20 protein-coding genes, 1 tRNA gene and 1 pseudogene are annotated in these 22,734 nt (G+C 57.5%); 7 read left to right on the forward strand and 15 right to left on the reverse strand.

The window, feature by feature from the left end:
• Positions 1-3: 3 nt before the first annotated feature.
• Genes Q0N43_RS04480 through Q0N43_RS04495 form a run of 4 tightly spaced genes read right to left on the reverse strand, consistent with a single transcriptional unit; the run spans position 4 to position 5,033 of the window.
• On the reverse strand, positions 4-2,469 hold the full coding sequence (locus tag Q0N43_RS04480) for a ligase-associated DNA damage response DEXH box helicase (protein ID WP_295443123.1): 2,466 nt from the start codon (positions 2,467-2,469) through the stop codon (positions 4-6).
• Positions 2,417-3,802, reverse strand: coding sequence for a phosphoglucomutase/phosphomannomutase PgmG (gene pgmG / locus Q0N43_RS04485; protein ID WP_295443126.1), 1,386 nt, complete (start codon positions 3,800-3,802; stop codon positions 2,417-2,419). The genes Q0N43_RS04480 and pgmG overlap by 53 nt, the downstream gene beginning before the upstream one ends.
• A gap of 35 nt (positions 3,803-3,837) precedes the next feature.
• A complete protein-coding gene (locus Q0N43_RS04490) occupies positions 3,838-4,251 on the reverse strand; it encodes a hypothetical protein (protein WP_295443128.1) in 414 nt (137 codons plus the stop codon).
• A complete protein-coding gene (locus Q0N43_RS04495; RefSeq protein ID WP_295443299.1) occupies positions 4,251-5,033 on the reverse strand; it encodes a division plane positioning ATPase MipZ in 783 nt (260 codons plus the stop codon). Before Q0N43_RS04495 ends, Q0N43_RS04490 begins: the two co-directional genes overlap by 1 nt.
• 113 nt (positions 5,034-5,146) lie before the next feature.
• Here Q0N43_RS04495 and panC point away from each other — a divergent pair, with 113 nt between their 5' ends.
• Both panC and Q0N43_RS04505 read left to right on the forward strand, forming a co-directional pair.
• Entirely contained in the window at positions 5,147-5,986 is an 840-nt protein-coding gene (panC, locus tag Q0N43_RS04500) for a pantoate--beta-alanine ligase (protein WP_295443131.1), read from the forward strand.
• A gap of 73 nt (positions 5,987-6,059) precedes the next feature.
• Complete coding sequence (locus tag Q0N43_RS04505) at positions 6,060-7,040, forward strand: SDR family NAD(P)-dependent oxidoreductase (RefSeq protein ID WP_295443134.1); 981 nt, start codon at positions 6,060-6,062, stop codon at positions 7,038-7,040.
• Positions 7,041-7,049: 9 nt separating this feature from the next.
• Here Q0N43_RS04505 and Q0N43_RS04510 read toward each other — a convergent pair whose 3' ends face one another.
• Positions 7,050-7,682, reverse strand: a complete 633-nt coding sequence (locus tag Q0N43_RS04510; protein WP_295443137.1) for a TetR family transcriptional regulator — start codon at positions 7,680-7,682, stop codon at positions 7,050-7,052.
• 92 nt (positions 7,683-7,774) lie between these two features.
• Complete coding sequence (locus Q0N43_RS04515; protein ID WP_295443140.1) at positions 7,775-8,842, reverse strand: sugar phosphate nucleotidyltransferase; 1,068 nt, start codon at positions 8,840-8,842, stop codon at positions 7,775-7,777.
• Between the two features lie 212 nt (positions 8,843-9,054).
• Here Q0N43_RS04515 and Q0N43_RS04520 point away from each other — a divergent pair, with 212 nt between their 5' ends.
• The gene (locus Q0N43_RS04520; protein ID WP_295443143.1) at positions 9,055-9,840 is read left to right on the forward strand and encodes a class I mannose-6-phosphate isomerase; all 786 of its coding nucleotides are present in this window, start codon (positions 9,055-9,057) and stop codon (positions 9,838-9,840) included.
• A 100-nt stretch (positions 9,841-9,940) separates the two neighbouring features.
• Here the strand turns inward: Q0N43_RS04520 and Q0N43_RS04525 are convergent, their stop codons facing one another.
• The 3 genes from Q0N43_RS04525 to rplU form a co-directional block, all read right to left on the reverse strand.
• Complete coding sequence (locus Q0N43_RS04525; RefSeq protein WP_295443146.1) at positions 9,941-10,531, reverse strand: GNAT family N-acetyltransferase; 591 nt, start codon at positions 10,529-10,531, stop codon at positions 9,941-9,943.
• Between the two features lie 200 nt (positions 10,532-10,731).
• Complete coding sequence (gene rpmA / locus Q0N43_RS04530; RefSeq protein WP_295443149.1) at positions 10,732-11,001, reverse strand: 50S ribosomal protein L27; 270 nt, start codon at positions 10,999-11,001, stop codon at positions 10,732-10,734.
• Between the two features lie 31 nt (positions 11,002-11,032).
• Positions 11,033-11,389, reverse strand: coding sequence for a 50S ribosomal protein L21 (gene rplU / locus Q0N43_RS04535; protein WP_295443152.1), 357 nt, complete (start codon positions 11,387-11,389; stop codon positions 11,033-11,035).
• A 227-nt stretch (positions 11,390-11,616) separates the two neighbouring features.
• Between rplU and Q0N43_RS04540 the strand changes: the two genes are divergently transcribed.
• Positions 11,617-12,123: a hypothetical protein gene (locus tag Q0N43_RS04540; protein WP_295443155.1), complete on the forward strand. Its 507-nt coding sequence runs from the start codon at positions 11,617-11,619 to the stop codon at positions 12,121-12,123.
• Positions 12,124-12,288: 165 nt separating this feature from the next.
• Positions 12,289-12,714 (forward strand): annotated as a pseudogene (locus tag Q0N43_RS04545) (DUF885 domain-containing protein); the annotation flags it as partial.
• Positions 12,715-12,875: 161 nt separating this feature from the next.
• Here Q0N43_RS04545 and Q0N43_RS04550 read toward each other — a convergent pair.
• Together Q0N43_RS04550 and Q0N43_RS04555 are read right to left on the reverse strand one after the other, a co-directional pair.
• A complete protein-coding gene (locus Q0N43_RS04550; RefSeq protein ID WP_295443158.1) occupies positions 12,876-13,703 on the reverse strand; it encodes a hypothetical protein in 828 nt (275 codons plus the stop codon).
• A 7-nt stretch (positions 13,704-13,710) separates the two neighbouring features.
• Positions 13,711-15,078: a cytochrome P450 gene (locus Q0N43_RS04555; RefSeq protein WP_295443300.1), complete on the reverse strand. Its 1,368-nt coding sequence runs from the start codon at positions 15,076-15,078 to the stop codon at positions 13,711-13,713.
• Positions 15,079-15,169: 91 nt separating this feature from the next.
• On the opposite strand from Q0N43_RS04555, the gene Q0N43_RS04560 reads away from it, so the two are divergent.
• Positions 15,170-16,524, forward strand: a protein-coding gene (locus tag Q0N43_RS04560; protein WP_295443160.1) for an IS3 family transposase whose coding sequence is annotated in 2 segments (ribosomal slippage) — positions 15,170-15,509 and positions 15,509-16,524 — 1,356 coding nt in all. Because the reading frame shifts where the segments join, the coding sequence is not laid out codon by codon here.
• Positions 16,525-17,493: 969 nt separating this feature from the next.
• On the opposite strand, the gene Q0N43_RS04565 is transcribed toward Q0N43_RS04560, so the two are convergent.
• Both Q0N43_RS04565 and recJ read right to left on the reverse strand, forming a co-directional pair.
• A tRNA-Glu gene (locus Q0N43_RS04565) sits at positions 17,494-17,568 on the reverse strand.
• A 66-nt stretch (positions 17,569-17,634) separates the two neighbouring features.
• Positions 17,635-19,401 carry a single-stranded-DNA-specific exonuclease RecJ gene (gene recJ / locus Q0N43_RS04570; RefSeq protein WP_295443302.1) on the reverse strand — a complete coding sequence of 589 codons (1,767 nt, stop codon included), beginning with the start codon at positions 19,399-19,401 and terminating at the stop codon, positions 17,635-17,637.
• A gap of 71 nt (positions 19,402-19,472) precedes the next feature.
• Between recJ and Q0N43_RS04575 the strand changes: the two genes are divergently transcribed.
• Complete coding sequence (locus Q0N43_RS04575; RefSeq protein WP_295443163.1) at positions 19,473-19,934, forward strand: NAD(P)H-dependent oxidoreductase; 462 nt, start codon at positions 19,473-19,475, stop codon at positions 19,932-19,934.
• A 3-nt stretch (positions 19,935-19,937) separates the two neighbouring features.
• On the opposite strand, the gene glpX is transcribed toward Q0N43_RS04575, so the two are convergent.
• Together glpX and Q0N43_RS04585 are read right to left on the reverse strand one after the other, a co-directional pair.
• Positions 19,938-20,921: a class II fructose-bisphosphatase gene (gene glpX / locus Q0N43_RS04580; protein ID WP_295443166.1), complete on the reverse strand. Its 984-nt coding sequence runs from the start codon at positions 20,919-20,921 to the stop codon at positions 19,938-19,940.
• A 307-nt stretch (positions 20,922-21,228) separates the two neighbouring features.
• Positions 21,229-22,548 carry a homoserine dehydrogenase gene (locus tag Q0N43_RS04585; protein WP_295443169.1) on the reverse strand — a complete coding sequence of 440 codons (1,320 nt, stop codon included), beginning with the start codon at positions 22,546-22,548 and terminating at the stop codon, positions 21,229-21,231.
• Between the last annotated feature and the right edge of the window lie 186 nt (positions 22,549-22,734).

The following is a 22,734-nucleotide window of genomic DNA, read 5'->3' on the forward strand; positions in this document are numbered from 1 at the left end:
CGTTTACGGCGCCATCGCCACGCTGGCCAGGCTCTCTGCCTCCATCAGCAATGCGTCATCAACTGATCCTTGCGCCACGCTCTCACGGCCAATCATCACGAGCAACGGCACGGCGAGCGGGCTGATACGCTCCAAATCGACGTGCAGCATCGTATCGGCGGCGCGGTCCAATAAATCGCCAAGCCGCCCGACATCGGTCAACCGCGTCCGAGCATCGGCCCATGCGGCCTCCAGCAGCAAATGGTCGGGTTCATATTTGCGCAGTACATCGTAAATCAGGTCGGTGGAAAAGGTAACTTGCCTGCCCGTCTTGCGCTCGCCGGGATGCTGGCGTTCGACAAGCCCGCTGATTACCGCCACTTCGCGAAAGGCGCGTTTGAGCAAATAGCTCGACTCGACCCAGTCAACAAATTCATCGGCCAATATGTCGGCAGAAAAAAGCGCGCCGGGGTCGGTGATCGGTTTCAGGCTCCATACGCCCAAGGCATAATCGCTGGCGACAAAGCCCATGGGCATCAGTCCACGACTTTCCATCCGCCGTGTGATGAGCATGCCCAGCGACTGGTGCGCGTTCCACCCTTCAAAAGGGTAGGTCACCATATAATGGCGTTTGTCGTGGGGGAAGGTTTCGACCAGTAACTGCCCGGGTTTGGGCATCTGGCTGCGATAAGCCTGCATCTCCAACCATTCGCGCACTTCATCGGGAAAGCGCGCCCAGCCCGGCCTGTCCGTTAACATCTGCCGCACACGTTCAGCCAGATGCGTGGTCAGAGGCAAGCGCGCACCCATATAGCTTGGAATATTGGCCGCTGGCTTGGTCGCGGCGCGGACGATGAGGTCAAGGTCTTTGATCGATTCGACCTCAAGCGCCATGCCGGCAAAGGTGAAGCAGTTGCCGGGGCTTAAAGTGGCGGCAAAGGACTCCTCAACCTTGCCCAATTTACGGCCATTGCGGAACCGGATCTCTAGCATCGGCGCGTCGACAATGATGCCCGCATTAAACCGATGCTGCGCAGCAAATTGCGGGTGCGCGAGATGCCATTTGCCGTCTGGGCGTTTCACCAGCTTCTTGAACTTGTCGTACGCGCGCAGCGCATAGCCGCCCGTTGCGATAAACTCGATCACGCGAGCAAAGGTCGCAGCATCCAACGCCGAATATGGCAACGCGGATTGCACCTCAGCCAATAATGCCGCTTCTTCAAATGGCCCTGCGCAGGCCAGCCCCATGACATGTTGCGCCAAGACATCAAGGCTTCCGGGGCGGAAGGTTTCGCCGTCGCGCACGCCCTCTGCCACCGCGTCAAAGGCGGCCTGCGCCTCAAGATATTCAAACCGATTGCCGGGGACGAGAATGGCCTTTGATGGCTCATCCATGCGGTGGTTGGACCGGCCAATACGTTGCAGTAGGCGCGACGAGCCCTTTGGCGCGCCCATTTGGATGACGCAGTCGACATTGCCCCAGTCAACGCCCAGATCGAGGCTTGCGGTGCAGACCAAGGCGCGCAATTTGCCTTCGGCCATCGCGCCCTCAACCTTGCGCCGCGCCTCCACTGACAGGGACCCGTGGTGAATGCCAATGGCATATTTGGGTTCATTCGCGTCCCATAATTTCTGGAAAGTAAACTCGGCCAGAAAGCGGGTGTTGCAGAATATGAGGGTGATCTTGTTGCGCCCGATTACTTCGATCAGCTGCGGGACTGCATGTTGGCCGCTATGCCCCGCCCATGGCACGCGGCCCTCTGGCAATAGGATTGTCAGGTCAGGCTCCGCCGCTGCCTCTCCCTCCACCAGGCGCACCTGATCAATGTCGCCATTGGGCGCGAGCCACGCGCGATAGTCATCGGGGTCGGCTACGGTCGCAGAGAGGGCAACACGTTGCAGGTTTGGCGCAAGCGTCTGCAACCGCGCGAGCGACAGGCTGAGCAAATCGCCGCGCTTGCCATTGGCAAAGGCGTGGACCTCATCGACAATGACGCGTTTCAGCGTGGCGAACATATGCACGCTGTCTTCGTGGCTGAGCAGCAATGAAAGCGATTCGGGTGTGGTCAGCAATATGTGCGGCGGTTTGACGCGCTGCCGTGCCTTGCGGTCCGACGGCGTATCGCCCGTCCGCGCCTCAACGCGGATTGGCAAGCCCATTTGCTCAATCGGGATCAGCAGATTGCGCCGAACGTCCGTGGCCAATGCCTTGAGCGGGGAGATATACAGCGTGTGGAGGCCGTCCGACGGGTCGGCAATCAAATCACTTAGGCTCGGCAAAAATCCGGCGAGCGTTTTACCCGCACCCGTCGCGGCCACCAGCAGGGCATGCCGTCCAGCACTCGCCGCGTCGAGCATCTCCAATTGATGCCGTCGCGGCTGCCATCCGCGCGCGGCGAACCAGTTCAGGATGATCGGCGGTAAGTTCACGCCGAGCTTAATGCCCGACAGTTTCCCCGCGTTCCAGCCCCGATGCCGCCAATTGCGCATCAATTTGCGCCATCAGCCGCGCCAGACCTTCTTCGCTAGAGGCCTCGGCGCGGGCGACGAGCACGTCTTGCGTGTTCGATGCGCGCAACAGCCACCAGCCATCGGGCGTGTTAACGCGCGCGCCGTCGGTGTTGTTCACATCCGCGCCATCTGCCGACAGCCGTGCAAGCACTTCGTCAATCACGGCAAATTTGCGGCTTTCATCGACTTGGAAACGCATTTCGGGGGTGTTGATCATCTCCGGCATTTCGCTGCGTAACTCCGTCACGCTTTTGCCCAGCTTGGCCGATGCCGACATCAGCCGGACAGCGGCATAGATCGCATCGTCAAAACCATAATATGCATGCTTGAAGAAAACATGTCCGCTCATTTCCCCTGCGAGCGGCGATCCGGTTTCCTTCATTTTGGATTTAATCAGGCTGTGGCCAGTTTTCCACATCATGGGTTGACCGCCCAATGCGCTGACGCGGTCGAACAAGGCCTGTGATGCCTTTACATCGGCGATAATCGTCGCGCCGGGGACGTCGCCCAGCACATCGGCCGCATAGATTTGCAACAATTGATCGCCCCAGATCACGCGGCCTTCGCCATCAATTGCGCCGATGCGATCACCATCGCCGTCAAAGGCCACTCCAAAATCGAGTTTCTTTTCTGCGACAAGCCGTTGCAAATCGACCAAGTTCGCAGGATCGGTGGGATCCGGGTGATGATTGGGAAATTGGCCATCCACTTCTGTGAACAAGAGATGATGCTCTCCTGGTAACATCTTGACCAGCCGCTCAATGGCCGGCCCCGCCGCGCCATTACCTGCATCCCAACCGATGCGAAATGCCTTTTGCGGAGCGGCCTGCGCCACGCGGGCCACATATTGGTCAAGGATATCGAGATGTTCCCAAGTGCCTGCACCGTCAACCCAGTCCTCAGCCGTCGCCATGCGGCCAAGTTTCTGGATATCGGCCCCGAAAAACGGTTTGCCCATAAGGACCATCTTGAAGCCGTTATAATTGGCGGGGTTGTGGCTGCCGGTTATTTCTATGCCGCCATCGACATCATCCAATACGGCCTCAGCATAATATAGCATGGGCGTTGGCCCCATGCCGATGCGCACGACATCGACATTGCTGTCGTTCAGTCCCTTGACCAAGGCCTCCTCAAGCATCGGCGAGCTTTCCCGCCCGTCATAGCCCACCGCCGCCTTTTTGCCGCCAGCGCGGACAAGGCAGGTGCCGAACCCCCGGGCAATGGCATAGGCATCAGCCTCGCTTAATGTTTCACCGATAATGCCGCGAATGTCATATTCACGAAGCGAGGTGGGATGAAAATTATGGGCCATGATGTTTCCTGTAATTGCGGGAGAGAAATTGGATATTACAGCCGTTTATTGTGCAAATCATCTAACAAAAGATCGCGTGCTTTGTTCAATTCGGTGGCGCGTTCTGCGCTGCCGCCGGTGTCCGGATGGTTTTGTGCAATCAGGGTGCGATGACGTTCGCGAATGCGTTCGGCATTGTCGAAACGCGACACACCCAGCAGGAAGCGGGCATCATCGATCTCCGACGTTGTGTGGTGTTTGGCGCCAGAACCGAACAGCCGCAATGTCAGGCCGTAATACCAGGCCCCCGCTATGGCTATGGCACCCACACCGATCAACAGGCTTCCCCGCGACGCAAGAAATGCGCCGGACAGTCCCAGCAAAACGGGCAGCAGCTGCTGCTTTTGAAGCTTGCCCTTCCACACAGCCCAGCCAAGTGCAAGGAAGACCAAGATAGCCAGAACCGTCATTACACCATAGCTGCCTGCGGTATTGCAGGCAGCGCAAGGCCAGTGACCAGTTCACGCAATTCCTGCCGCGCGACAAGATGTCCGGTCGCCAACTGGCCAAGATGGCCCTTGTCGATCAACGTAAGGCCGGACGGAAATAGCTCACGATAAATAACGCGTTCATTCAGCCCCGGCACCGAACGGAAACCAACCCGCTTGGACAATTCGGCAAGTGCATCTGTCATGCGCTGCTGATTACGCGCCTCCATATTGTGCAGGCGGTTGCGAACGACGATCCAGTCAATGGTGACGCCATCGGCCTTGGCGCGTTCCCTGCGTGCGTCCCAGATAAGCTCCGCATAGAAGCTTAACTTGCGCACTTTGAAGTTTTCGGCGTCTACTTGGCCAATCAGGTCAAAATCGACAAAGCTGTCGTTAATGGGGGTGACCAATGTATTGGCGCGCGTCGCAACAAAGCGTGCAAAGGGATCATCGCGTCCGGGCGTGTCAAACACGAGGAAATCATTTTCTTCGCCCAGGCGTTCGACCTGATGCCCCAACATGGCCTGCGAATCATGCTCGAACACTTCGAACACCGGCATCGGCAAAGTGATGTTGCGACGGGTCATCGTGTCGCGCCGGTTTTCCAGATACCGGTACAAGGTGCGCTGACGCGAATCCAAATCGATGCAAGCCACCCGCGCGCCACGTGACGCCAGAGCTATGGCAACATGGACTGCGGTGGTTGATTTACCCGTTCCGCCCTTTTCATTCGCAAAAACGATGTGATGTGCCTTGGCCATAATCCCCCAAATCTGCCCCAAATACCATGTGCGGCGACATTTGCCTTGAATTGTCGCTATACCCTCCCGCATAGGCGGGTTCAACAAAGGCCAATAAACAAGGCGACGTGGACGTGCAAACCATCAATCAGCTTGACGCATTGCGGCAGCATATTTCGGCGCTGCGCATGTTTAAGCCTCGCATCGCGTTGGTTCCGACCATGGGTGCGTTGCATGACGGGCACATGACGCTGGTTGCGGAGGCACGCCGGCATGCCGATGCCGTGATTGTGTCGATCTTCGTAAACCCGACCCAATTTGGACCGAATGAAGATCTCGATGCCTATCCACGCATGATGGAGCGCGATGCCGAACTGCTGCGCGCCGCTGGCGTGGACATATTATGGGCGCCGCCTGCAAATATTGTCTATCCGCCGGGCTTTGCAACGAAGGTTCATGTCGATGGCCCAAGCAACGGCTATTGCGGCGCAGCGCGGCCCGGGCATTTTGACGGCGTTGCTTTGGTGGTCGCCAAATTGTTTAATCAGGTTCAGCCCGATGTGGCGCTCTTCGGGGAAAAGGATTTTCAACAGCTGGCGGTCATCCAGCAGATGGCCCGTGATCTTGATTTCGCGTTGGACATATTGGGCGTGCCAATTGTGCGTGATGCCGATGGCCTCGCTCTGTCGTCGCGCAATGCCTATTTGACCACGGAGGAACGCGCGGCGGCCTTGGCTTTGCCAGTTGCGTTGGCTCAAGCGGCGGCTAAGATCCGTGCAGGTGATGATGTGGCGCAAACGCTTGCCACGGCAACGGCCGATATTCTCGCCGCTGGCTTTGCGCGGGTGGATTATTTCGCGTTGGCCGACGCGGTCACGCTTGAGAAACTGCAACATTTTGACGGTAGGCCAGCGCGGCTCTTGGCTGCGGCAAAGATCGGCAAGACGCGGTTGATCGATAATTTGGCGATTTAGCGCGCTACTTGTTTTCGCGAGGCTCCCGTGGCCTCGCGGATTTTGCTTTTTATAACTGAGGATATTGTTTGAGATGCCAACCCCCATCCTCGTCACGGGCGCAGCCGGATTTATTGGCCATGCGGTGGCGCACAGACTATTGGCGCGCGGTGAGCGCGTCATTGGTGTCGACATCGTCAATGATTATTATGACCCCGCGTTGAAAGAAGCCCGGCTCGCGACCTTTGCCGGAATAAACAGCTTCGCCTTTGAACGCCTCGACATCGCCGATGCGGACAAGATGCGGGCACTGGTTCGCGACAATAACATCGTGCGCGTGGTGCATCTCGCGGCGCAGGCGGGTGTGCGCTACAGCATCGAAAATCCATTTGCCTATGAACGGTCAAACTTGGCGGGCCATTTGTCGGTGATGGAGGCGTGCCGGCATGCCGAGGGCTTTGAGCATCTGGTCTACGCCTCATCGAGCTCGGTCTATGGTGATAAGCCCATGGGCGGCGAGGGCTTTAAGGAAGATGAACCCGCCAACGATCCGGTCTCGCTTTACGCCGCGACCAAGCGCGCGTGTGAATTGATGAGCCAATCTTATGCTAAACTTTATGGCTTTCCGCAAACTGGCCTGCGCTTCTTCACCGTATATGGCCCATGGGGACGGCCCGACATGGCCTATTTCAGCTTCACGCAGAAAATCCTGCGCGGCGAGGCGATTGAGGTTTATGGCAATGGCCAAATGGCGCGCGATTTCACCTATATCGACGACATTGTTGACGGGATTATCGGGTCGCTCGACCGTCCACCCGCACAGGGGGAACACAGGGTTCTTAACATTGGCGACAGCCATCCGGTTGGCCTGATGGACATGATCGAAACGCTTGAACAGGCGATCGGGCGAGAGGCAGTCAAGATCATGCGGCCCATGCAGCCAGGCGATGTCACGGCGACCTATGCTGATGTGTCGAAGCTGCATGCGCTCACCGGTTACAAGCCAAAGGTCATGCTGGCCGAAGGTCTTGGGAAATTCGCCGACTGGTATCGGGCGTATTACGCAGCGGCCTAGGTCCTGACCCTAGGGCTTCAACTCCGCGGGCAGCGCATCCAACGCCGCCGCCAGCTTTCGGCCAGCAATGTGACGGCCAGCTTCGCGTGGCAAGCCAAGCGCCGCCGACAATGGCCCGCCCAGCAGCGCATCACCAAGTGCCATCAGCACCATCTCAAGCGTTAGCTCATGCAGCGAGGAGTCGGCGTGGCCGTCTTCGGCAATATCGTCGACCAGCTTGTGGATTGCCTCGACAATAGGGTCGAGCGCGTCTTCATTGCCGGACAGCAGCATCCAAGACGCAAGCGCGCCTGCACCCTCGCGGTCAAACTGGTCAAAGATTAAATCTGCAAGCTCATCCGGCGTCATCACGCCGCCACGCATTTGGGTGACGGCCTCAGCCACCTTGCTACAGATATTTTCGCCCATATACGCCGCCAGCGCGCGCTGGAGCCCCGATGCCGACCCAAAATGATGCAGTAAATTGGCATGCGTCCGCCCGATCTGTCCGGCGACCGCCTTTAAGGTGACAGCCTGCGGCCCCGCCTCAAGCAACAGGCCGCGCGCCGCCTCAAGCGCCGCCATCCGGCTCGCCTCCGGGCTTAATCGGCGCGGCATGCCGATGTCTTTCAAATCGATAATCTTGGATGCCTGTGTTGCCATAGTAGCCGCTACTCCGATAATTCTACAACGCTACGCCAATTTAGGGGCATATCCAAGCGTGTTGGGAGGCAGTGCTGCGGATTGTGTTGGGATTATTGCGGCGTTGGCTTGGGCGTGTTTACGGACACTTCGCTTGCGAAATCTCTGACCTTCTGGCTCATTCCTCGGGGCAGGATCATCACTTCATTGCCATTTGCAATGATGAGCAAATCATCAACATTATGCACCGACACGCGGATGCCGTCGGCGTGAATAAGGTTGCCGTGGCTGCTATCCAACCGAACGGTGCCGGACGTAACATTTCCATCTGCGTCCTTGTCGCCGATATCGTGCAACGCATCCCAGCTGCCAACGTCTGACCAACCCATGCTTACCCGAGCAACCGCGACCTTCGGCGCTTTTTCCATAATCGCATAATCAATGCTGTCTGCGGGACAGACGGCAAAGCTATGGGCGTCGGGCCTTATGTGATTGCCGCTCCGCTGCGCCCTCGACATTGCGTCCCGAACCGCTGCGCCCATTTCTGCGGCATGTGCGTCCACTGCGTCCAAATAACTGTCCGCGCAGAATAAGAAAATACCGCCATTCCACACATAGTCCCCAGCCTCTATCATGGCCGCAGCGCGGGCTGCATCCGGCTTCTCGACAAATCGCTGCACGGCCTGAACACCTGTACCAACCACAGAACCCATCTGAATATAGCCATAGCCTGTTTCGGGCCCGGTCGGGTTGATCCCATAAGTGGCGAGCCAACTATCCTGAACCAAGGGCAAAAGCGCGTCTGTAGCCGCGTGAAATGCCGCTTCGTCGGTAATGACATGATCGCTTGGCATCACCAGCATGACCGATTGTGGCGCACTTACGGCAAGTGCGGCCAGTGCAATTGCTGGCGCCGTATTGCGCGCGCATGGCTCAAGTAAGATAGTCGCATCAGTTACACCGATTTCGACCAATTGCGCGCTGACAATCCCTGCATGTGTAGCATTTGCGACTATAATGGGCGCGGTGAAGCGTTCGCGGTCCATCACGCGGAGCACCGTCAACTGAAACATCGTATGTGCATCCGTCAGCGCCAAAAACTGCTTGGGGGTTTGCGGTGTCGATAATGGCCAAAGCCGGGTACCGCCGCCGCCCGATAGGATTACAGGACTAATGATCACGCGTTTTCCAACTGTCAGGACTTGGGGAGGGTAGAATGATATTGCCGATGTTGCGTCATGGGTCAAACGCCAAAAAACGGTTGCATGTCCGGACGGGGTGGTGGGCAGACGGTGCGGGCCTGAAGCTGTGACCGAGATTTGCCTATTTGTGACAGGCCGCCAGCAAAATTTGCCGCGTGCGCAAGCGGACGGGTTCTGCTATCCTTCTTTGAATGAAACTAACCAAGCATCCGGTTGACAAGCCCTGGGGTCGAACGGACATTCCTCCAGAATTTGGCACCATGAGTGGCCGCCGCGTCGGCGAAATCTGGTATAGCGCCGACACCGAAGTGCCTTTGCCGATTTTGGTGAAATGGCTTTTTACGTCCGAGAGGCTTTCCATCCAGGTACACCCTGATGACGCGCAGGCACGCGCGCGCGGCATGCCCTCAGGCAAAGAAGAATGTTGGTATGTTGTTGACGCAGAGCCGGGCGCGGTCATTGGAATCGGGACGAAGCGCCCGCTCAGTCGCGAAGAATTATACGCTGCGTCACTTTCGGGCGAGATTGAACGCTTGATGGACTGGAAAAAAGTGTCTGACGGAGACTATTTTTATATTCCCGCCGGGACAATCCACGCCATTGGGGCCGGGATAAGCCTTGTCGAGGTTCAGCAATATGCGGATATCACGTATCGCCTGTATGATTACGGCCGCGATCGCGAGCTGCATCGGGACGATGGCGTGGCGGTATCTTCTGCAACACCCTATGCAGACCCTCGGTCGGGACATGCCGCAACCGGAACACAGCTTGTAGGCGGCCCACATTTTGAACTTTGGTATGTCCGCGACATGGACGATGTCCCGCCGCTTCCACCTTTAGGGAATATCTGGATTATTCCGTTGTCAGGCGAGGTTCAAACAGATGGGGAGCTCGCCGCCAAGGGTGATTGCATAATCACGTCTGGCCAAGCAAAGATTACCTTTTCAAGCGACGCAAAGGCGCTTGTTGCCTTTTAGAGCGCGTAGAAGATTTGAGTATGTGCTTCTTCCAGCTTGCTGCGCGATCTCGTGCCTGAATACCACCGAATGCCGGCAGCAACGCAGGCGCTGCCGCCGCTTAGGCGGCTTGCAGGCGATCTATTGTTGCGCGGATATTGAACGCGGGCAATGGCGGCATCAAGGTGGGCGCGGAACCTGCGTCCTCCAGTGCCTTTTCATACAGGACGCATGTCATGGCTTCACGGCGGCCGTTACTGTGCCGTGAAGCAGTCTTGCCTGTGTTTTGAAAACCAAGCTTGCGCAGCACGTTGCCTGACGCGGGATTGTCGGTGAAGTGGCTGGCGATGAGTTTTTTATGACCTATTGTCCGGGCGATATTGATCACGGCGCGGCTGGCCTCGGTGGCAAAGCCAAGGCCCCAATAGGGCCGCGATATCCAATAGCTCAATTCGACGCAGCCTTCATATTTGCTAATGCCACATGAACCAATCAGGCGCGGTGCACCATGGGTGCGCAGCATGAGCAGAAAGGCGGGGTAAAGCGGATCATGCTCTTGCATCGCAAATTGGACGGCATCGGCGACAGCATAAGGCCATGGTGCGCTTGCAAGGTTGCGAACGATGCCTTTATCGGCAATCGCCTGATGCAATTCGGCTGCATCCTCCGGCCAGCTTGGCCGCAATAACAATCTTTCGGTTCTTGCGAACATCGTTTCTCTCCGGTTCTGCGCCGCCCTTTGCACGACAAAGCGACAGCCATGTTACAGTTCCTCCGCAGGAGGCTGAGAACAGGGAGAATGAGACAAAAAGAGAGGGAGACCGGTTGACCCGTCTCCCTGTTCAAAGGCGGAAACCACCTAACATGATTTCCGGGTCATCCGTCTGGACAGCCCGGTATCGACTGTCCTGTTTATTCGGCGGCCATCGCTGGCATATCGACCGACACATATTTGCGGCCAAGTTTGCCAGCATGGAAACGCACGCGGCCCTCGACGAGCGCGAACAAGGTGTGGTCCTTGCCAAGGCCAACGCCCGAACCAGGATATACCTTGGTGCCGCGCTGACGGATGATGATGTTACCGCCGATGACGTTTTCGCCACCGAACTTCTTTACGCCAAGGCGACGGCCTGCTGAATCGCGACCGTTGCGTGACGAACCACCTGCTTTTTTATGTGCCATGGTCTAAACTCCTGCGTCAGAGCGTTGCCGCTCAATCTTCCTTGGGGGCTGCGGCCTTTTTGGGCGCAGCGGCTTTCTTTGGCGCGGCTTCCTTGCCAACGGCAAGGATACGCAGAAGTGTCAACGACTGGCGATGACCCTGCTTGCGGCGATAGTTGTGGCGGCGACGCTTTTTAAAGACGATAACCTTTTCACCACGCTCTTGCGCAATGATTTCGGCAGAAACAGTCAGGCCGTTTACGTCCTGCGCCTTGTCACCGTCACCGGCAAGAAGAACGTCACCAAGCGAGATTTTGTCACCCGCTTCACCAGACAGTTTTTCAACTGCGATTTTATCTCCGGCGGCGACGCGATATTGCTTGCCGCCTGTGCGCACGATTGCGAACATGGCTTTAACTCATCCGTTTCTAAAGCTTAGCGCCTTATAAGGGCGGGTTGCTCTGGCGCGTGACATAGCGGAGACGAATCTCAACAGGGTCACACAAGAATGAGGGCAGCTAATGCAAGCAAATATCTATGTCAACGTATAATCCAGCGTTTTGGCCCTTATGACGCCGCCTGCGTCGCCACTGAGATGCGCTTGCATGTGCCTCAAAGCAGGCTTAGACGACGGATATGTTGAATTTCAAGCCCGCATTCCCGTTGCTTCTGCTCCTGATCCTCGCCGCATGTGGCACGAGAGGGGGGGGATTTCCCTCGCTTGAGCCCCGGAGTTACGAGGCCGATGCGCCGATTACTGCGCCCGGCGATTCGGCAGCTGCGGCATTTGTGTTATCGGGTGAATTCGCTGCAAAAATCGAAGCGCTGCAAGCGCGGCACAGGTCGGCGCATAGCGCATATCTGCGCGGATTGCCTGCGGTGCAGTCTACCGCTTCACAGGCGGCAGGAACCGTGCCGGCAAGCGAGGCGTGGGTAAACGCGCATCTTATGCTGTCACGGCTCGACAAAATGCGGTCCGATTCGGTGGCCGCCTTGCGCGATTTTGACGGGTTGATAGCAGAGGCAGGCGTGCGCGATGCCGACATTGCGGTGCTTCTGACAGAGGCGCAGCGACCAGTGGCCGAGGACGTCGCAGAACAGAATGCGGAAATCGCGCGGCTTTCGAAGGTGATTGGGGAATAGCTATTCGCGTGTGAAGATGCCCGCATTTGCTTGCACCAGCCTTGCCCATGTGGGTTATTCCCCCAATGAACGGTCAAAACACACAAGCCATTTCGCAAAACCCCGATGTCCGCTTCCTCGGTAAGATGCTTGGCGATGTCATTCGCGCCTATGGCGGCGAACAGTTATTCCGAGGGCTGGGGTCTCTATTCGGAGAAACTCGCTAAGGACATGGGCCTGTATACCGATCCGGCGCGCGATTTCGGGCGTTTGCAACTCGAACTGCACCGCGCGATTCGCTTGGTCGTCGATAGCGGCCTGCACCACAATCGCAGGACGCGCGAAAAGGCGATCAAATATGTCGAGGACAATAGCGCCGACGCATCGGGCGGTATCGTCAAGGCGATTGAACGCTACATCATCTATCCCGGCCAAGCGACCGCCTACATGGTCGGCCGCCTGAAAATCAGCGAACTGCGCGACAAGGCGCAAAAGGCGCTTGGGAAGAAATTTGATGTGCGTGGCTTCCACGACACTTTGCTGAAATAAGGTCCAGTGCCACTCGATGTATTGGAAGAGCAAGTCGACGGCTGGATTGCTTCGCGGACGTGATGGGGTGGCGCGCTAGCCCCCCTTTGTCAACAAATAGCCTTGTAGCAAACCCCATCGTCGCTCTAGCGCCGGCTGGAGCCTATCGCGTCTTTCGGGTTAGACTGACAGAGTGAAGGGTCCCAGCCTGCGCTGGGACGACAGTGGTTTTTCCGGCGAGATAATCACTCTGCGGAAACCCCGCCGCCCTCAACCTCCCTTACCCCGAAATCGAAACGTATCCGCACCCATACGCCCAGTTGCGGTTTGTTGTCGATGCGCGGAGGCTTGACCAAGAATTGCCACGCGGCGAGGCGTAGTGCCTTGGCAAGGCCTGTGCCGCGGGGGTTTTCGCCAATGATCTGGCAATTTTCAACCCGGTTTCGTTCGATCATGCGGCACGCGATTTCCGCCGACGCGCCACGCGGGATGCGTTTAACCGCAGCCAGATAGGGCGTAAGTTCGCTGTCATAAGGTTCGCGTAGCCACGCCACAGGATAAAGCTGCGCGCCGCCTGGGCCAAGGCCTGGGCCCATCATACCCTTGGCCCCTTGCCCGCTGCCCTTGCTCTCCCCCGACCCAGCACCGCCGCTCGCTGGCAATTTTGACAGATCCATCGCGTCAAGATCTGATTTGCTGACCTTGATAAAATCCGGGCTGGGCGGTGGCGCTTGGACCGGGTTGACCGGCGGCAGCAGGGGCGGGGGAATTGGGGGTGTGACGACGCTTTGTACTTTTGGGGTGACGGGCGTTTGCGTTTCGCTCTTTTCAGCGGAAGACGCCGACTCCACCTCTGCCGCAAGCGAGAAGGTGCTAAGGCCGCGTGTGCCCGCCGCTGGCCCGCCGGAGCGCATGCTGAGGCTCAGTATCGCCAATATGATGATGACCTCAAGCAACAAAGCGATAGCGAGGCCAAGTCCGCGCCGCCGGAGGTCTTCACGGCTCCAATCTGTCTGTTCTGAATAGGCCATGCGTGCAGCGCGCAGCTTTAGTGCCGTCGGCGCTGCTTGCAATCCCGCATTATAGAGGCGTGAACCGGACCTTCAATCCATCCTTTGGCTTGGGGATCGGCCATGCCTGCCAATCGGGCTCATAACCATCGGCAATTTCGACCTTAACCGACGTCAGCAAATGGTGCATGAACAGCTTGGTCTGCATATAGGCAAAGTGCAGGCCAAGGCACATATGTGCGCCGCCGCCAAAGGGCACCCATGCATATTTATGCCGCGCTTTTACCTTATCGGCCGTGAAGCGCATGGGATCAAACTCATGCGGGTTTGGCCAATACTCTTCCATCATATGGACATAAGACGGGCTGATGCTGACCGACGTGCCCTTGGGGATATGGTAGCCCATGAAATCAAAGTCACGCAGCGCGCGGCGCGGGATCGATGGCACGGGCGAAATCAGGCGCAGCGATTCCTTAAACGCATATTCTGTCAGCTCGAACTTATCGAGATCGGCAAAGGCGATGTCCGATCCGGCAGGGCCAATCGCAAGGCACTCTTCGCGCAATTTCTGCTGCCACTCTGGATGCTTGGCAAGATACCAGATCATCGACGTGACCGACGACGTAATCGTATCATGCGCGGCCATCATCAGGAAGTTCATGTGGTCGATCAGCTCGCCATCAGACATATATTCGCCGTCCTCGCGTTTTGACCGGCAGAATTGGCTGAACATATCTTGCCGGTTTTCGTTGCGGCGGCGTTCGGCGATTTGGGGCCCGAAATAATCGATGAGATATTTGCGGCCAGCCACACCCTTGCCCATCGGCGTGAAGGGCAAGGGCGCCCGGATCGGCGCGACCGATGCCTGCACCATGTCGACAAATGCCTTGTTAATCTTGTCTGCCTCTGGCCCCAATGGAATCCCTAAGAAGCTGCTCGCCGCGATATCAAGCGTCAGTTGCTTGATCGCCGGATAGAATAGCATATCGCCGCGCCAATCCTTCAATTGCTCGGCAAAAATACGGTTCATGTCTTGGGTATAGGCGCGCATCGGCTCTGGCTTAAACGCGATGCCCAATGCGCGGCGGTCCATGCGGTGATGGTCGAAATCCATCAACATCAATCCGCGTGGGAACAAAAGGTTCAGGACTGGGCCCCAACCTTGCTCCGACGAAAACAGCTTTTCACGGTCAAACAGCAACAGCTCATTAGCCTCTGCGCCGACCAACGAGACCGTCGGATTTCCAAAGGCGTTGGTGCGGAACACCTTGCCATAGGTTTTGACCATGCGCGCGCCATAGCCGGGCGGATCGCGCAGCACGCGAAACGTGGTGCCAACGATCGGCGGACCATTTTCGCCCGGGATATGCGACAGGTCGCCAATCTTTGTACGTGGCACCCAATGCGGGTTGGCAGCTTCGCTATGGGCAAGGGCCATGGGTCTCATTCCTGTTTAATTGCGCGATTAAGGTTTACTGCCATGGATGTTAATATGGCGCAAGTGGGCCATGGGGGTGCGGCTATTATAGATGGTACCAAAACACTCTGGCCAACCCAAGGCCTCTGCCGAACGTGTCGTGAAGGATATTCGGCGTGCAACCCGTCGGCATTTTTCTGCCGAAGATAAGATCAGGATCGTGCTTGAGGGCTTGCGCGGTGATGACAGCATAGCCGAGCTGTGCCGCAAGGAAGGTATCGCGCAGAGCCTATATTACACATGGTCCAAGGAGTTCATGGAAGCTGGCAAGCGGCGTCTGGCGGGTGATACTGCCCGTGCAGCGACCAGTGGTGAAGTGCAGGACCTGCGCCGTGAAGCGCGTGCCCTGAAGGAGTGCGTGGCTGATCTGACCCTTGAGAACCGGCTGCTTAAAAAAAGCATGATAGCGGATGGGGGAGACGACGAATGAGGTATCCCGCCCCTGAGAAGCTCGAGATCATCAGGATCGTCGAGCAGTCGCATCTGCCTGCCAAGCAGACCCTCGATAAACTGGGCGTCGCCCGCCGGACCTTCTACCGCTGGTATGACCGCTATCTCGAAGGCGGGCCTGAAGCGTTGGCCGATAAGCCATCAAGCCCGGCCCGTGTGTGGAACCGTATCCCGAAGGTAATCCATGACCAGATCATCGATCTGGCCCTGGAGCAGTCAGAGCTGTCACCGCGTGAACTGGCGTGGCGGTTCACCGACGAACGGCGTTACTTCGTGTCAGAAGCGACGGTTTACAGGCTTTTAAAGGCTCATGACCTGATTACCAGTCCGGCCTATGTTGTTGTGAAGGCAGCCAATGAGTTCCACACAAAGACCGCCCGTCCCAACGAGATGTGGCAGACAGACTTCACCTACTTCAAGATCATTGGCTGGGGCTGGATGTACCTGTCGACCGTACTCGACGACTTCTCGCGCTATATCATCGCATGGAGGCTGTGCAGCAATATGCGGGCCGAGGATGTCACCGACACGCTGGACATGGCCCTGGCAGCATCGGGCTGCGATCATGCGACGGTTCAGCACAAGCCGCGGTTGCTCAGCGATAATGGTCCCAGCTATATCGCGGGCGAACTGGCGGAGTATATCGAAGCCAACAAGATGAGCCATGTGCGCGGCGCACCGATGCATCCGCAAACACAGGGCAAGATCGAACGCTGGCACCAGACACTCAAGAACCGCATCCTACTCGAAAACTACTTCCTGCCAGGCGACCTTGAGCAACAGATCGAAGCGTTCGTCGAGCATTACAACCATCAGCGCTATCACGAGAGCCTGAACAACGTCACACCTGCCGATGCCTACTTCGGCAGGGCGCAAGCCATCATCCAACAACGCGAAAGGACAAAACGACAGACCATCGAATATCGGCGCTTGCAACACCGCAAGCTGGCCGCTTAATATCAACCCAACTGATGAGGCCAATGCTCCGTTAATTTACGCAGCCATCAGTGCCAAATGTTCTGACGACGGACACTTGCTGAAGCCAATCATCAAGACGGTCGATCAGTCTTTTGGAGAGCGTTGAGCAGATCGAATAGCAAAGGGTGTTATCATGGCATCACCCGCATATCCTTGCCATATGCAGGGGAGCGTTGGTACGCGTTGTGCCCGCTGGCGGGCCGCAGGACCACCGCTTTGGTGCTGCCGCCGAGCCAAGTTCAGAGCCTGCACCTTTAAGTGGCTGGAACGTGCCCGACAGCTCGCAGTATAAAATTTCTCACGGAAGTAGCCCGTGACAATCACAGGGCTCTTGGCCCTACACACCGGGGGGTCCGACAACTACAGCAACAATTTTTGTATTTAGTCACATCAAAGTGACCGCAGTTCCAAACAGCCTAGTGTCATAACAATTCCATCCTGGTACCAATGCGAATTCGGCGCAAGACGCGCCCACCGCATTCCTATTGGTGCTTGCTATGTGCTTGCTGAAAAATATGCCCGATCAAAAATAAGGATAATACAAAGCTTCAGTAATTGAAGAAAATGGTCGGGGAGGCAGGATTCCCAGTAGCGGCGCCATTCTTACGAACGCGCTGCCACATCAGCTAACGCTCTTTAAGCTCGTTACAACCGCGCCGGTTAATTGAATAAGTCACTAACCAAATGCCCCCTATCAAGCCTCAGGAGCGCCTTAGCGAGCTAATGCGAGGGGCTGGCAATTGTGTTCAGTTATTGGCCGCTTTTAATAACTCTATCGACTGATTGCTTTTCAAATCGTCGCTCGACGAGCTGTGTGCGATTTCAGTCGGAGTGACCCCGCCACCTGCATCTGTTATCTTACTGTGAAACAATCGCTAGAAATGCGTGATAACGCTGCTGTGATAAAATGGTGCGTTCTGCCACCCTAAGTCATTAATACTTTGGACTTGGTGACCCCTACGGGAATCGAACCCGTGTTTCAGCCGTGAAAGGGCCGCGTCCTAACCGCTAGACGAAGGGGCCAATCGCTTGGCGAGCCGCGCCTTTACGGATTCGTGCCGCACTCGTCAAGGCCAAGTTGGCGCAAGTTCAGTCGGCAAAGGCAATGTCGTCGACATGCAGCTCGGCTTTTGGCGTTGCGCCCCAGTCATCGGTCTTGGCGCGGCCGGCGAACCAGTAGCGGCGACCGCGATCGGCATGGAGCATGGTCTGGCCAAGAACGGTTTCGCCCTGACGAAATGCCATGGCTTTGAACGACTGGCCATCGTCGCCTGCAACGATGGCGCGGACATGGTCCTTGCCGACAATATCGCATTTGATAATCCGCAATGGCCCAGTGACCACCCGCGGCCCGGGCCAGCCCATGCCATAAGGTCCAGCGGACTCCATGGCGTCGACAAAAATGGGGTTCAGGCCGCGCGGCGCGACAATGGCGTCGATCAGCAACGCCTTGGCCCCCGATGCGTTGGCGACATCTGTTGCCAGTCGCGCGTCGAGCCAATCGGCCAAGGCATCAATTTTGTCGCGTGCGACTGTTAGGCCCGCCGCCATGGCGTGGCCACCGCCTGCGACGAGCAATCCAGCCTCGCGCGCCGCAATGATGGCCGCGCCTAGGTCAACGCCTGCGATAGACCGACCCGATCCTTTGCCAACACCATTTTCGTCGACGGCAATGACGATCGATGGCTTGCCCGTCTTTTCCTTGATGCGGCCAGCAACGATGCCAATGACACCGGGATGCCAGCCTTCGCCCGATAACAACGCCACCGCGCGGTTATGTTGTCCGGCCAACATGGCCTCGGCCTGCTCCTGCACCACCGATTCAATCGCGCGGCGTTCTTCATTCAGGCGGTCAAGCTCCATCGCGATGTCTTGTGCCTCGACCGCATCTTCAGTGATCAGCAAGCGCACGCCAAGGTCAGATTTGCCGACGCGGCCGCCGGCATTTATGCGTGGACCCAAGGCAAAGCCAAGGTCAGAGCATATCGGGGCGCGAGTTAGACGGCTCGCTTGAATGAGCGCAGACAGACCTATGTTGCGGCGCGCGGCCATGACCTTCAGCCCTTGCGCAACAAATGCGCGGTTCAGCCCGCGCAGCTGCGCCACATCGGCCACGGTGCCCAAGGCTACGATATCGAGTAGCTCCATGATTTTGGGTTCGGGCCGAGTGGCAAAATAGCCACGGGTGCGCAGCGTGCGGATCAACGCCGCCCCCAAAAGGAACGCCACCCCAACCGCTGCCAGATGCCCGTGGGACGCCGCCGCGTCGGTTTCGTCGAGGCGGTTGGGGTTTACCAAGGCAAAGGCCTCAGGAAGCTCTGAGGCGCATTTATGATGGTCGACGACGATGACCTCAAGCCCTGCAGCTTTGGCCTGCGACAAGGCGTCATAGGCCATCGCTCCGCAATCGACGGTGACGATTAAGCGGCTGCCGCCGTCGCCAATACGGACCAAGGCTTCGCCGGAGGGGCCATAGCCCTCCATCAAGCGGTCCGGGATATAATAGCCTGCGTTCAGCCCCAAATTGCGCAGCAAGCGGATGAGCAAAGCCGCGCTGGTCGCGCCATCGACGTCATAATCACCATAGACGGTGATTTGCTCCTTTTCCTCAACTGCCTGTGCGAGCCGAAGCGCCGCATTCTCCATATCCTGAAAGATCGACGGGTCGGGCATGAAGTTGCGGATGGTCGGGTTGCGGTGCCGCTCAATATCATCGCGCGCGACCCCGCGCGCCATCAGCAACTGAGTAACCAGATCATCGGGCTGAAAGTCCGGGTCACGGCCATCGGTGCCGCTGCCCCGCCAATGCCACGCTTGTTCAAGGATGGAGTGATTAATGTCGAGGACTGGCTTCATCATACTTCCCTATGGCCCGCTGCTGGTGCTAGCAAGGGGGGATGCGGCAATTGGCAATAATCTGGCACAGTATGACGGGTGGGTCTGAAGCCCTGGCGCAGGCCGCCTATGATGGCGCGCGGCGGGCGCAGGGCACGGATGTGCTGATGCTGAACGCAGCAGAGGCTGGCCCTGAACATATGTTGGCGGCGGACGGCTATCTATTCCTGTTCCCGGAAAATCTGGCGGCGATCAGCGGGGGCATGAAAAGCTTTTTCGACCGATGCTATAATCCGTGCCTTGGCGCATTGAACGGGCGGGCTTATGCGATGATCGTGTGTGCCGGGTCCGACGGACGCAATGCTGTTGCGCAGGCCGAGCGGATCGCGACGGGCTGGCGGCTGCGACAAATACTGCCAAGTGTGATTGTCTGCACGCATGCCCAGACGCAAGCGGCGATATTATCGCCCAAAACTATTGATGTTGCGGATCTATCGGCGGCAGCGGACATGGGCGCGCAAATCGCGACGGGTCTGCAAATGGGTATTTACTGAATATCAGCCGAGATGGTCTGCTTTCCGATGCTCGCTCTTGACCCAGCGGACGGTGCCCGATGAGGCGCGCATCACGACGGTTTCTGTAGTGACCCGGCCATCGCGTAAAGTTTTGACGCCAGCGAGCAACGAACCGTCGGTGACACCAGTCGCTGCAAAAATGCAGTCACCTTTTGCGAGCTCTTCCAGATCGTAAATCTTGTCGAGATCCTCAATTCCCCATTTGCGCGCGCGCGACCGTTCATCGTCGTTGCGGAACAGCAGGCGGCCCTTGAACTGGCCGCCGACACAGCGCAGGGCCGCTGCCGCCAGCACACCTTCTGGCGCACCACCGCTGCCCATATAGATGTCGACGGTGGTATCGGGATTGGTTGTTGCTATGACACCCGCAACGTCGCCATCGGGGATCAGCATCACGCCACAGCCAAGCGCCCGCAGCTCGGCGATCAGCTTTTCATGGCGGGGGCGGTCGAGTACGCAAACGATAAGTTCGTCTGGAGCTACGCCCTTTTCCTTGGCAACTGCATTCACATTTTCAGCAACCGTTTTGTCGAGGTTGACGATGTTGGGGGAATAGCCGGGGCCAATTGCGATCTTGTCCATGTAGACATCAGGCGCGTTCAACAGATTGCCCTCTTCGGCCACAGCCAGAACGGCCAGTGCGTTCGGGCCGGCCTTTGCGGTGATGGTTGTGCCCTCCAAAGGATCCAGGGCGATGTCAATTTTGGGGCCAGTGCCAATCGCCGATCCAACCTTTTCACCAATGAACAACATCGGCGCTTCGTCCCGCTCGCCTTCACCGATGACGACGGTTCCATCCATATATAATTCGTTCAGGGCGGCGCGCATCGCTTCGACGGCGGCGGCATCAGCTGCCTTCTCATCGCCGCGACCAATAAGCTTCGCCGCTGCGATAGCTGCAGCCTCAGTCACGCGCACCATTTCCAAAACAAGGACGCGGTCGAGGATTTGGCTTGCGGTAGTCATCTGAATTTCCTAGCTATTTGAAATATCGGGTTTCTGGGGAAAGAAATTTCGGCATCTGGGGCGTTTAGGTCGGCACTGCGGTTCCGATAGGGAAGGTGTAGCCAAATGTCGAGATTACTTGTTGCTGCCGTGGTACTTTCTACCTCCGGCATGTTTGCGCGGTGATACTAACTGCAAGATTTACATGAAGGGCGCTAGCGCGAGTTTCGGCTATGTCCCAATAGTCGCCATTCCGCTTGAGGAGGTCCTCAAAGGACTGCCTGAACCTGATATGATTGTCACCAACGGCGAGAACGCCCCGCCCTGATCATTCGCCCAAAATGTGCATAACCATCGGCTCGCCAAGCAAGCTGTCCGAGGTTGCCAAAGCACCAATGGTATCGCTGATGGCTTGTTCTGGCCCGGCATGCGTGACCATGGCAATCAACGCCGAACCATCGTCACTTGCCTCGGTTTGGATAAGGCTTTCAATCGACAGCCCCGCATCGCGCATCGCTGCAGTGATTTCTGCGAGCACACCGACCCGGTCGGCCACCAACATGCGCAAATAGGTTTTGCTGATCCGGTGCGCCGAGGCTGCGCGCGGCAGCTTTTCAAGTTCAGCCGACGGCATGGAGAATGCAGGGCCGGTTTCCTTGCGCGCAATATCGACCAAATCGGCAACGACCGCTGATGCTGTTGGCTTGTCGCCTGCACCTGCGCCTTGGAACAGCAAACGGCCCGAGAAATTGCCCTCTGCGACGACGGCGTTGGTTGCGCCTGTGACAACTGCGAGCGGGTGGCTTAAAGGCACAAGGCACGGCTCAACACGCTGAAAAATAGTCGACGATCCATTGTCGCCGTCAATTTCAGCAAGGCCAATCAGCCGTATACGATAGCCCAAGGTTTTGGCCTGCGCGATGTCGGCCGCTAGGATTTTGCGCACGCCGCGCGCCTCAACTCCGCCAAAGTCGATGACAGAGCCAAAGCTTAACGACGCAAGAATGGAAAGCTTATGCGCAGCATCGATCCCGTCAATGTCGAACGACGGATCGGCTTCGGCAAAGCCCTTGGCCTGCGCATCGGCAAGAACCTGCGCAAAATCCAGCCCGTCGCGCTCCATACTGGACAGGATGAAATTACATGTGCCATTGAGAATGCCATAGACTCGGTCAATGCGGTTGGCGGCTGCACCATCGCGCAGACCTTGAATGACAGGAATACCTCCGGCAACAGCCGCTTCAAATTTCAGCGCCGCCTGCTTGTTCTCCGCCAATGCCGCAAGCTCGAAACCATGATGCGCGATCATCGCCTTGTTGGCGGTCACCAAAGCGCGTCCGTTGGACAAAGTTTCACGGGCCAAGGTCAGGGCAGGACCATCGGATCCCCCGACGAGCTCAACCACAACGTCAATATCTTCCGCGGTCGCAAGCGCACCCATGTCGTCGACCCAGCGATAAGGCGACAGATCAACGCCGCGATCCCGTGTCCGGTCACGCGCGGTGATAGCTACAATCTTAATCTCGCGGCCGGCCCTGCGTGCAATAAGCGCCGCATTTTCTTCAATCAGGCGAATGACACCACTGCCCACGGTTCCAAGTCCAGCGAGGCCCACTTTAAGCGGTGCATGACGAACGGGTGTGGACATGGCTAAACGACTTTCTGCCTTGATTCTGGAGGATTTACGCCGTGCTTAAGTGGAATTCGATGGAAACGCTAGCCCAAGCTTGCGATGCCCTTGCCGGTGCGCGTGCCAAAGGCATAAGACAAGCGCAAGGCTGGCGCTTGGGCCTGGGGTTCGCTAGAGCCCGGAGATATGCAAAATCGGAGTGAA

Origin of the sequence: Sphingorhabdus sp. EL138, assembly GCF_945882965.1 — a bacterium.
GTDB lineage: Bacteria > Pseudomonadota > Alphaproteobacteria > Sphingomonadales > Sphingomonadaceae > Sphingorhabdus_B.

Bases quoted from the DNA above. Each gene is read 5' to 3' on its own strand.
- Q0N43_RS04480 (WP_295443123.1), bottom strand. From the start codon at position 2,469: ATGCGCAATTGGCGGCATCGGGGCTGGAACGCGGGGAAACTGTCGGGC.
- Q0N43_RS04555 (WP_295443300.1), bottom strand. From the start codon at position 15,078: ATGGCCCTTGCCCATAGCGAAGCTGCCAACCCGCATTGGGTGCCACGT.
- Q0N43_RS04520 (WP_295443143.1), top strand. From the start codon at position 9,055: ATGAAACTAACCAAGCATCCGGTTGACAAGCCCTGGGGTCGAACGGAC.
- recJ (WP_295443302.1), bottom strand. From the start codon at position 19,401: ATGAAGCCAGTCCTCGACATTAATCACTCCATCCTTGAACAAGCGTGG.
- Q0N43_RS04575 (WP_295443163.1), top strand. From the start codon at position 19,473: ATGACGGGTGGGTCTGAAGCCCTGGCGCAGGCCGCCTATGATGGCGCG.
- Q0N43_RS04585 (WP_295443169.1), bottom strand. From the start codon at position 22,548: ATGTCCACACCCGTTCGTCATGCACCGCTTAAAGTGGGCCTCGCTGGA.
- Q0N43_RS04540 (WP_295443155.1), top strand. From the start codon at position 11,617: ATGTTGAATTTCAAGCCCGCATTCCCGTTGCTTCTGCTCCTGATCCTC.
- Q0N43_RS04510 (WP_295443137.1), bottom strand. From the start codon at position 7,682: ATGGCAACACAGGCATCCAAGATTATCGATTTGAAAGACATCGGCATG.
- Q0N43_RS04505 (WP_295443134.1), top strand. From the start codon at position 6,060: ATGCCAACCCCCATCCTCGTCACGGGCGCAGCCGGATTTATTGGCCAT.
- rpmA (WP_295443149.1), bottom strand. From the start codon at position 11,001: ATGGCACATAAAAAAGCAGGTGGTTCGTCACGCAACGGTCGCGATTCA.
- rplU (WP_295443152.1), bottom strand. From the start codon at position 11,389: ATGTTCGCAATCGTGCGCACAGGCGGCAAGCAATATCGCGTCGCCGCC.
- pgmG (WP_295443126.1), bottom strand. From the start codon at position 3,802: ATGGCCCATAATTTTCATCCCACCTCGCTTCGTGAATATGACATTCGC.
- Q0N43_RS04495 (WP_295443299.1), bottom strand. From the start codon at position 5,033: ATGGCCAAGGCACATCACATCGTTTTTGCGAATGAAAAGGGCGGAACG.
- glpX (WP_295443166.1), bottom strand. From the start codon at position 20,921: ATGACTACCGCAAGCCAAATCCTCGACCGCGTCCTTGTTTTGGAAATG.
- Q0N43_RS04525 (WP_295443146.1), bottom strand. From the start codon at position 10,531: ATGTTCGCAAGAACCGAAAGATTGTTATTGCGGCCAAGCTGGCCGGAG.
- Q0N43_RS04490 (WP_295443128.1), bottom strand. From the start codon at position 4,251: ATGACGGTTCTGGCTATCTTGGTCTTCCTTGCACTTGGCTGGGCTGTG.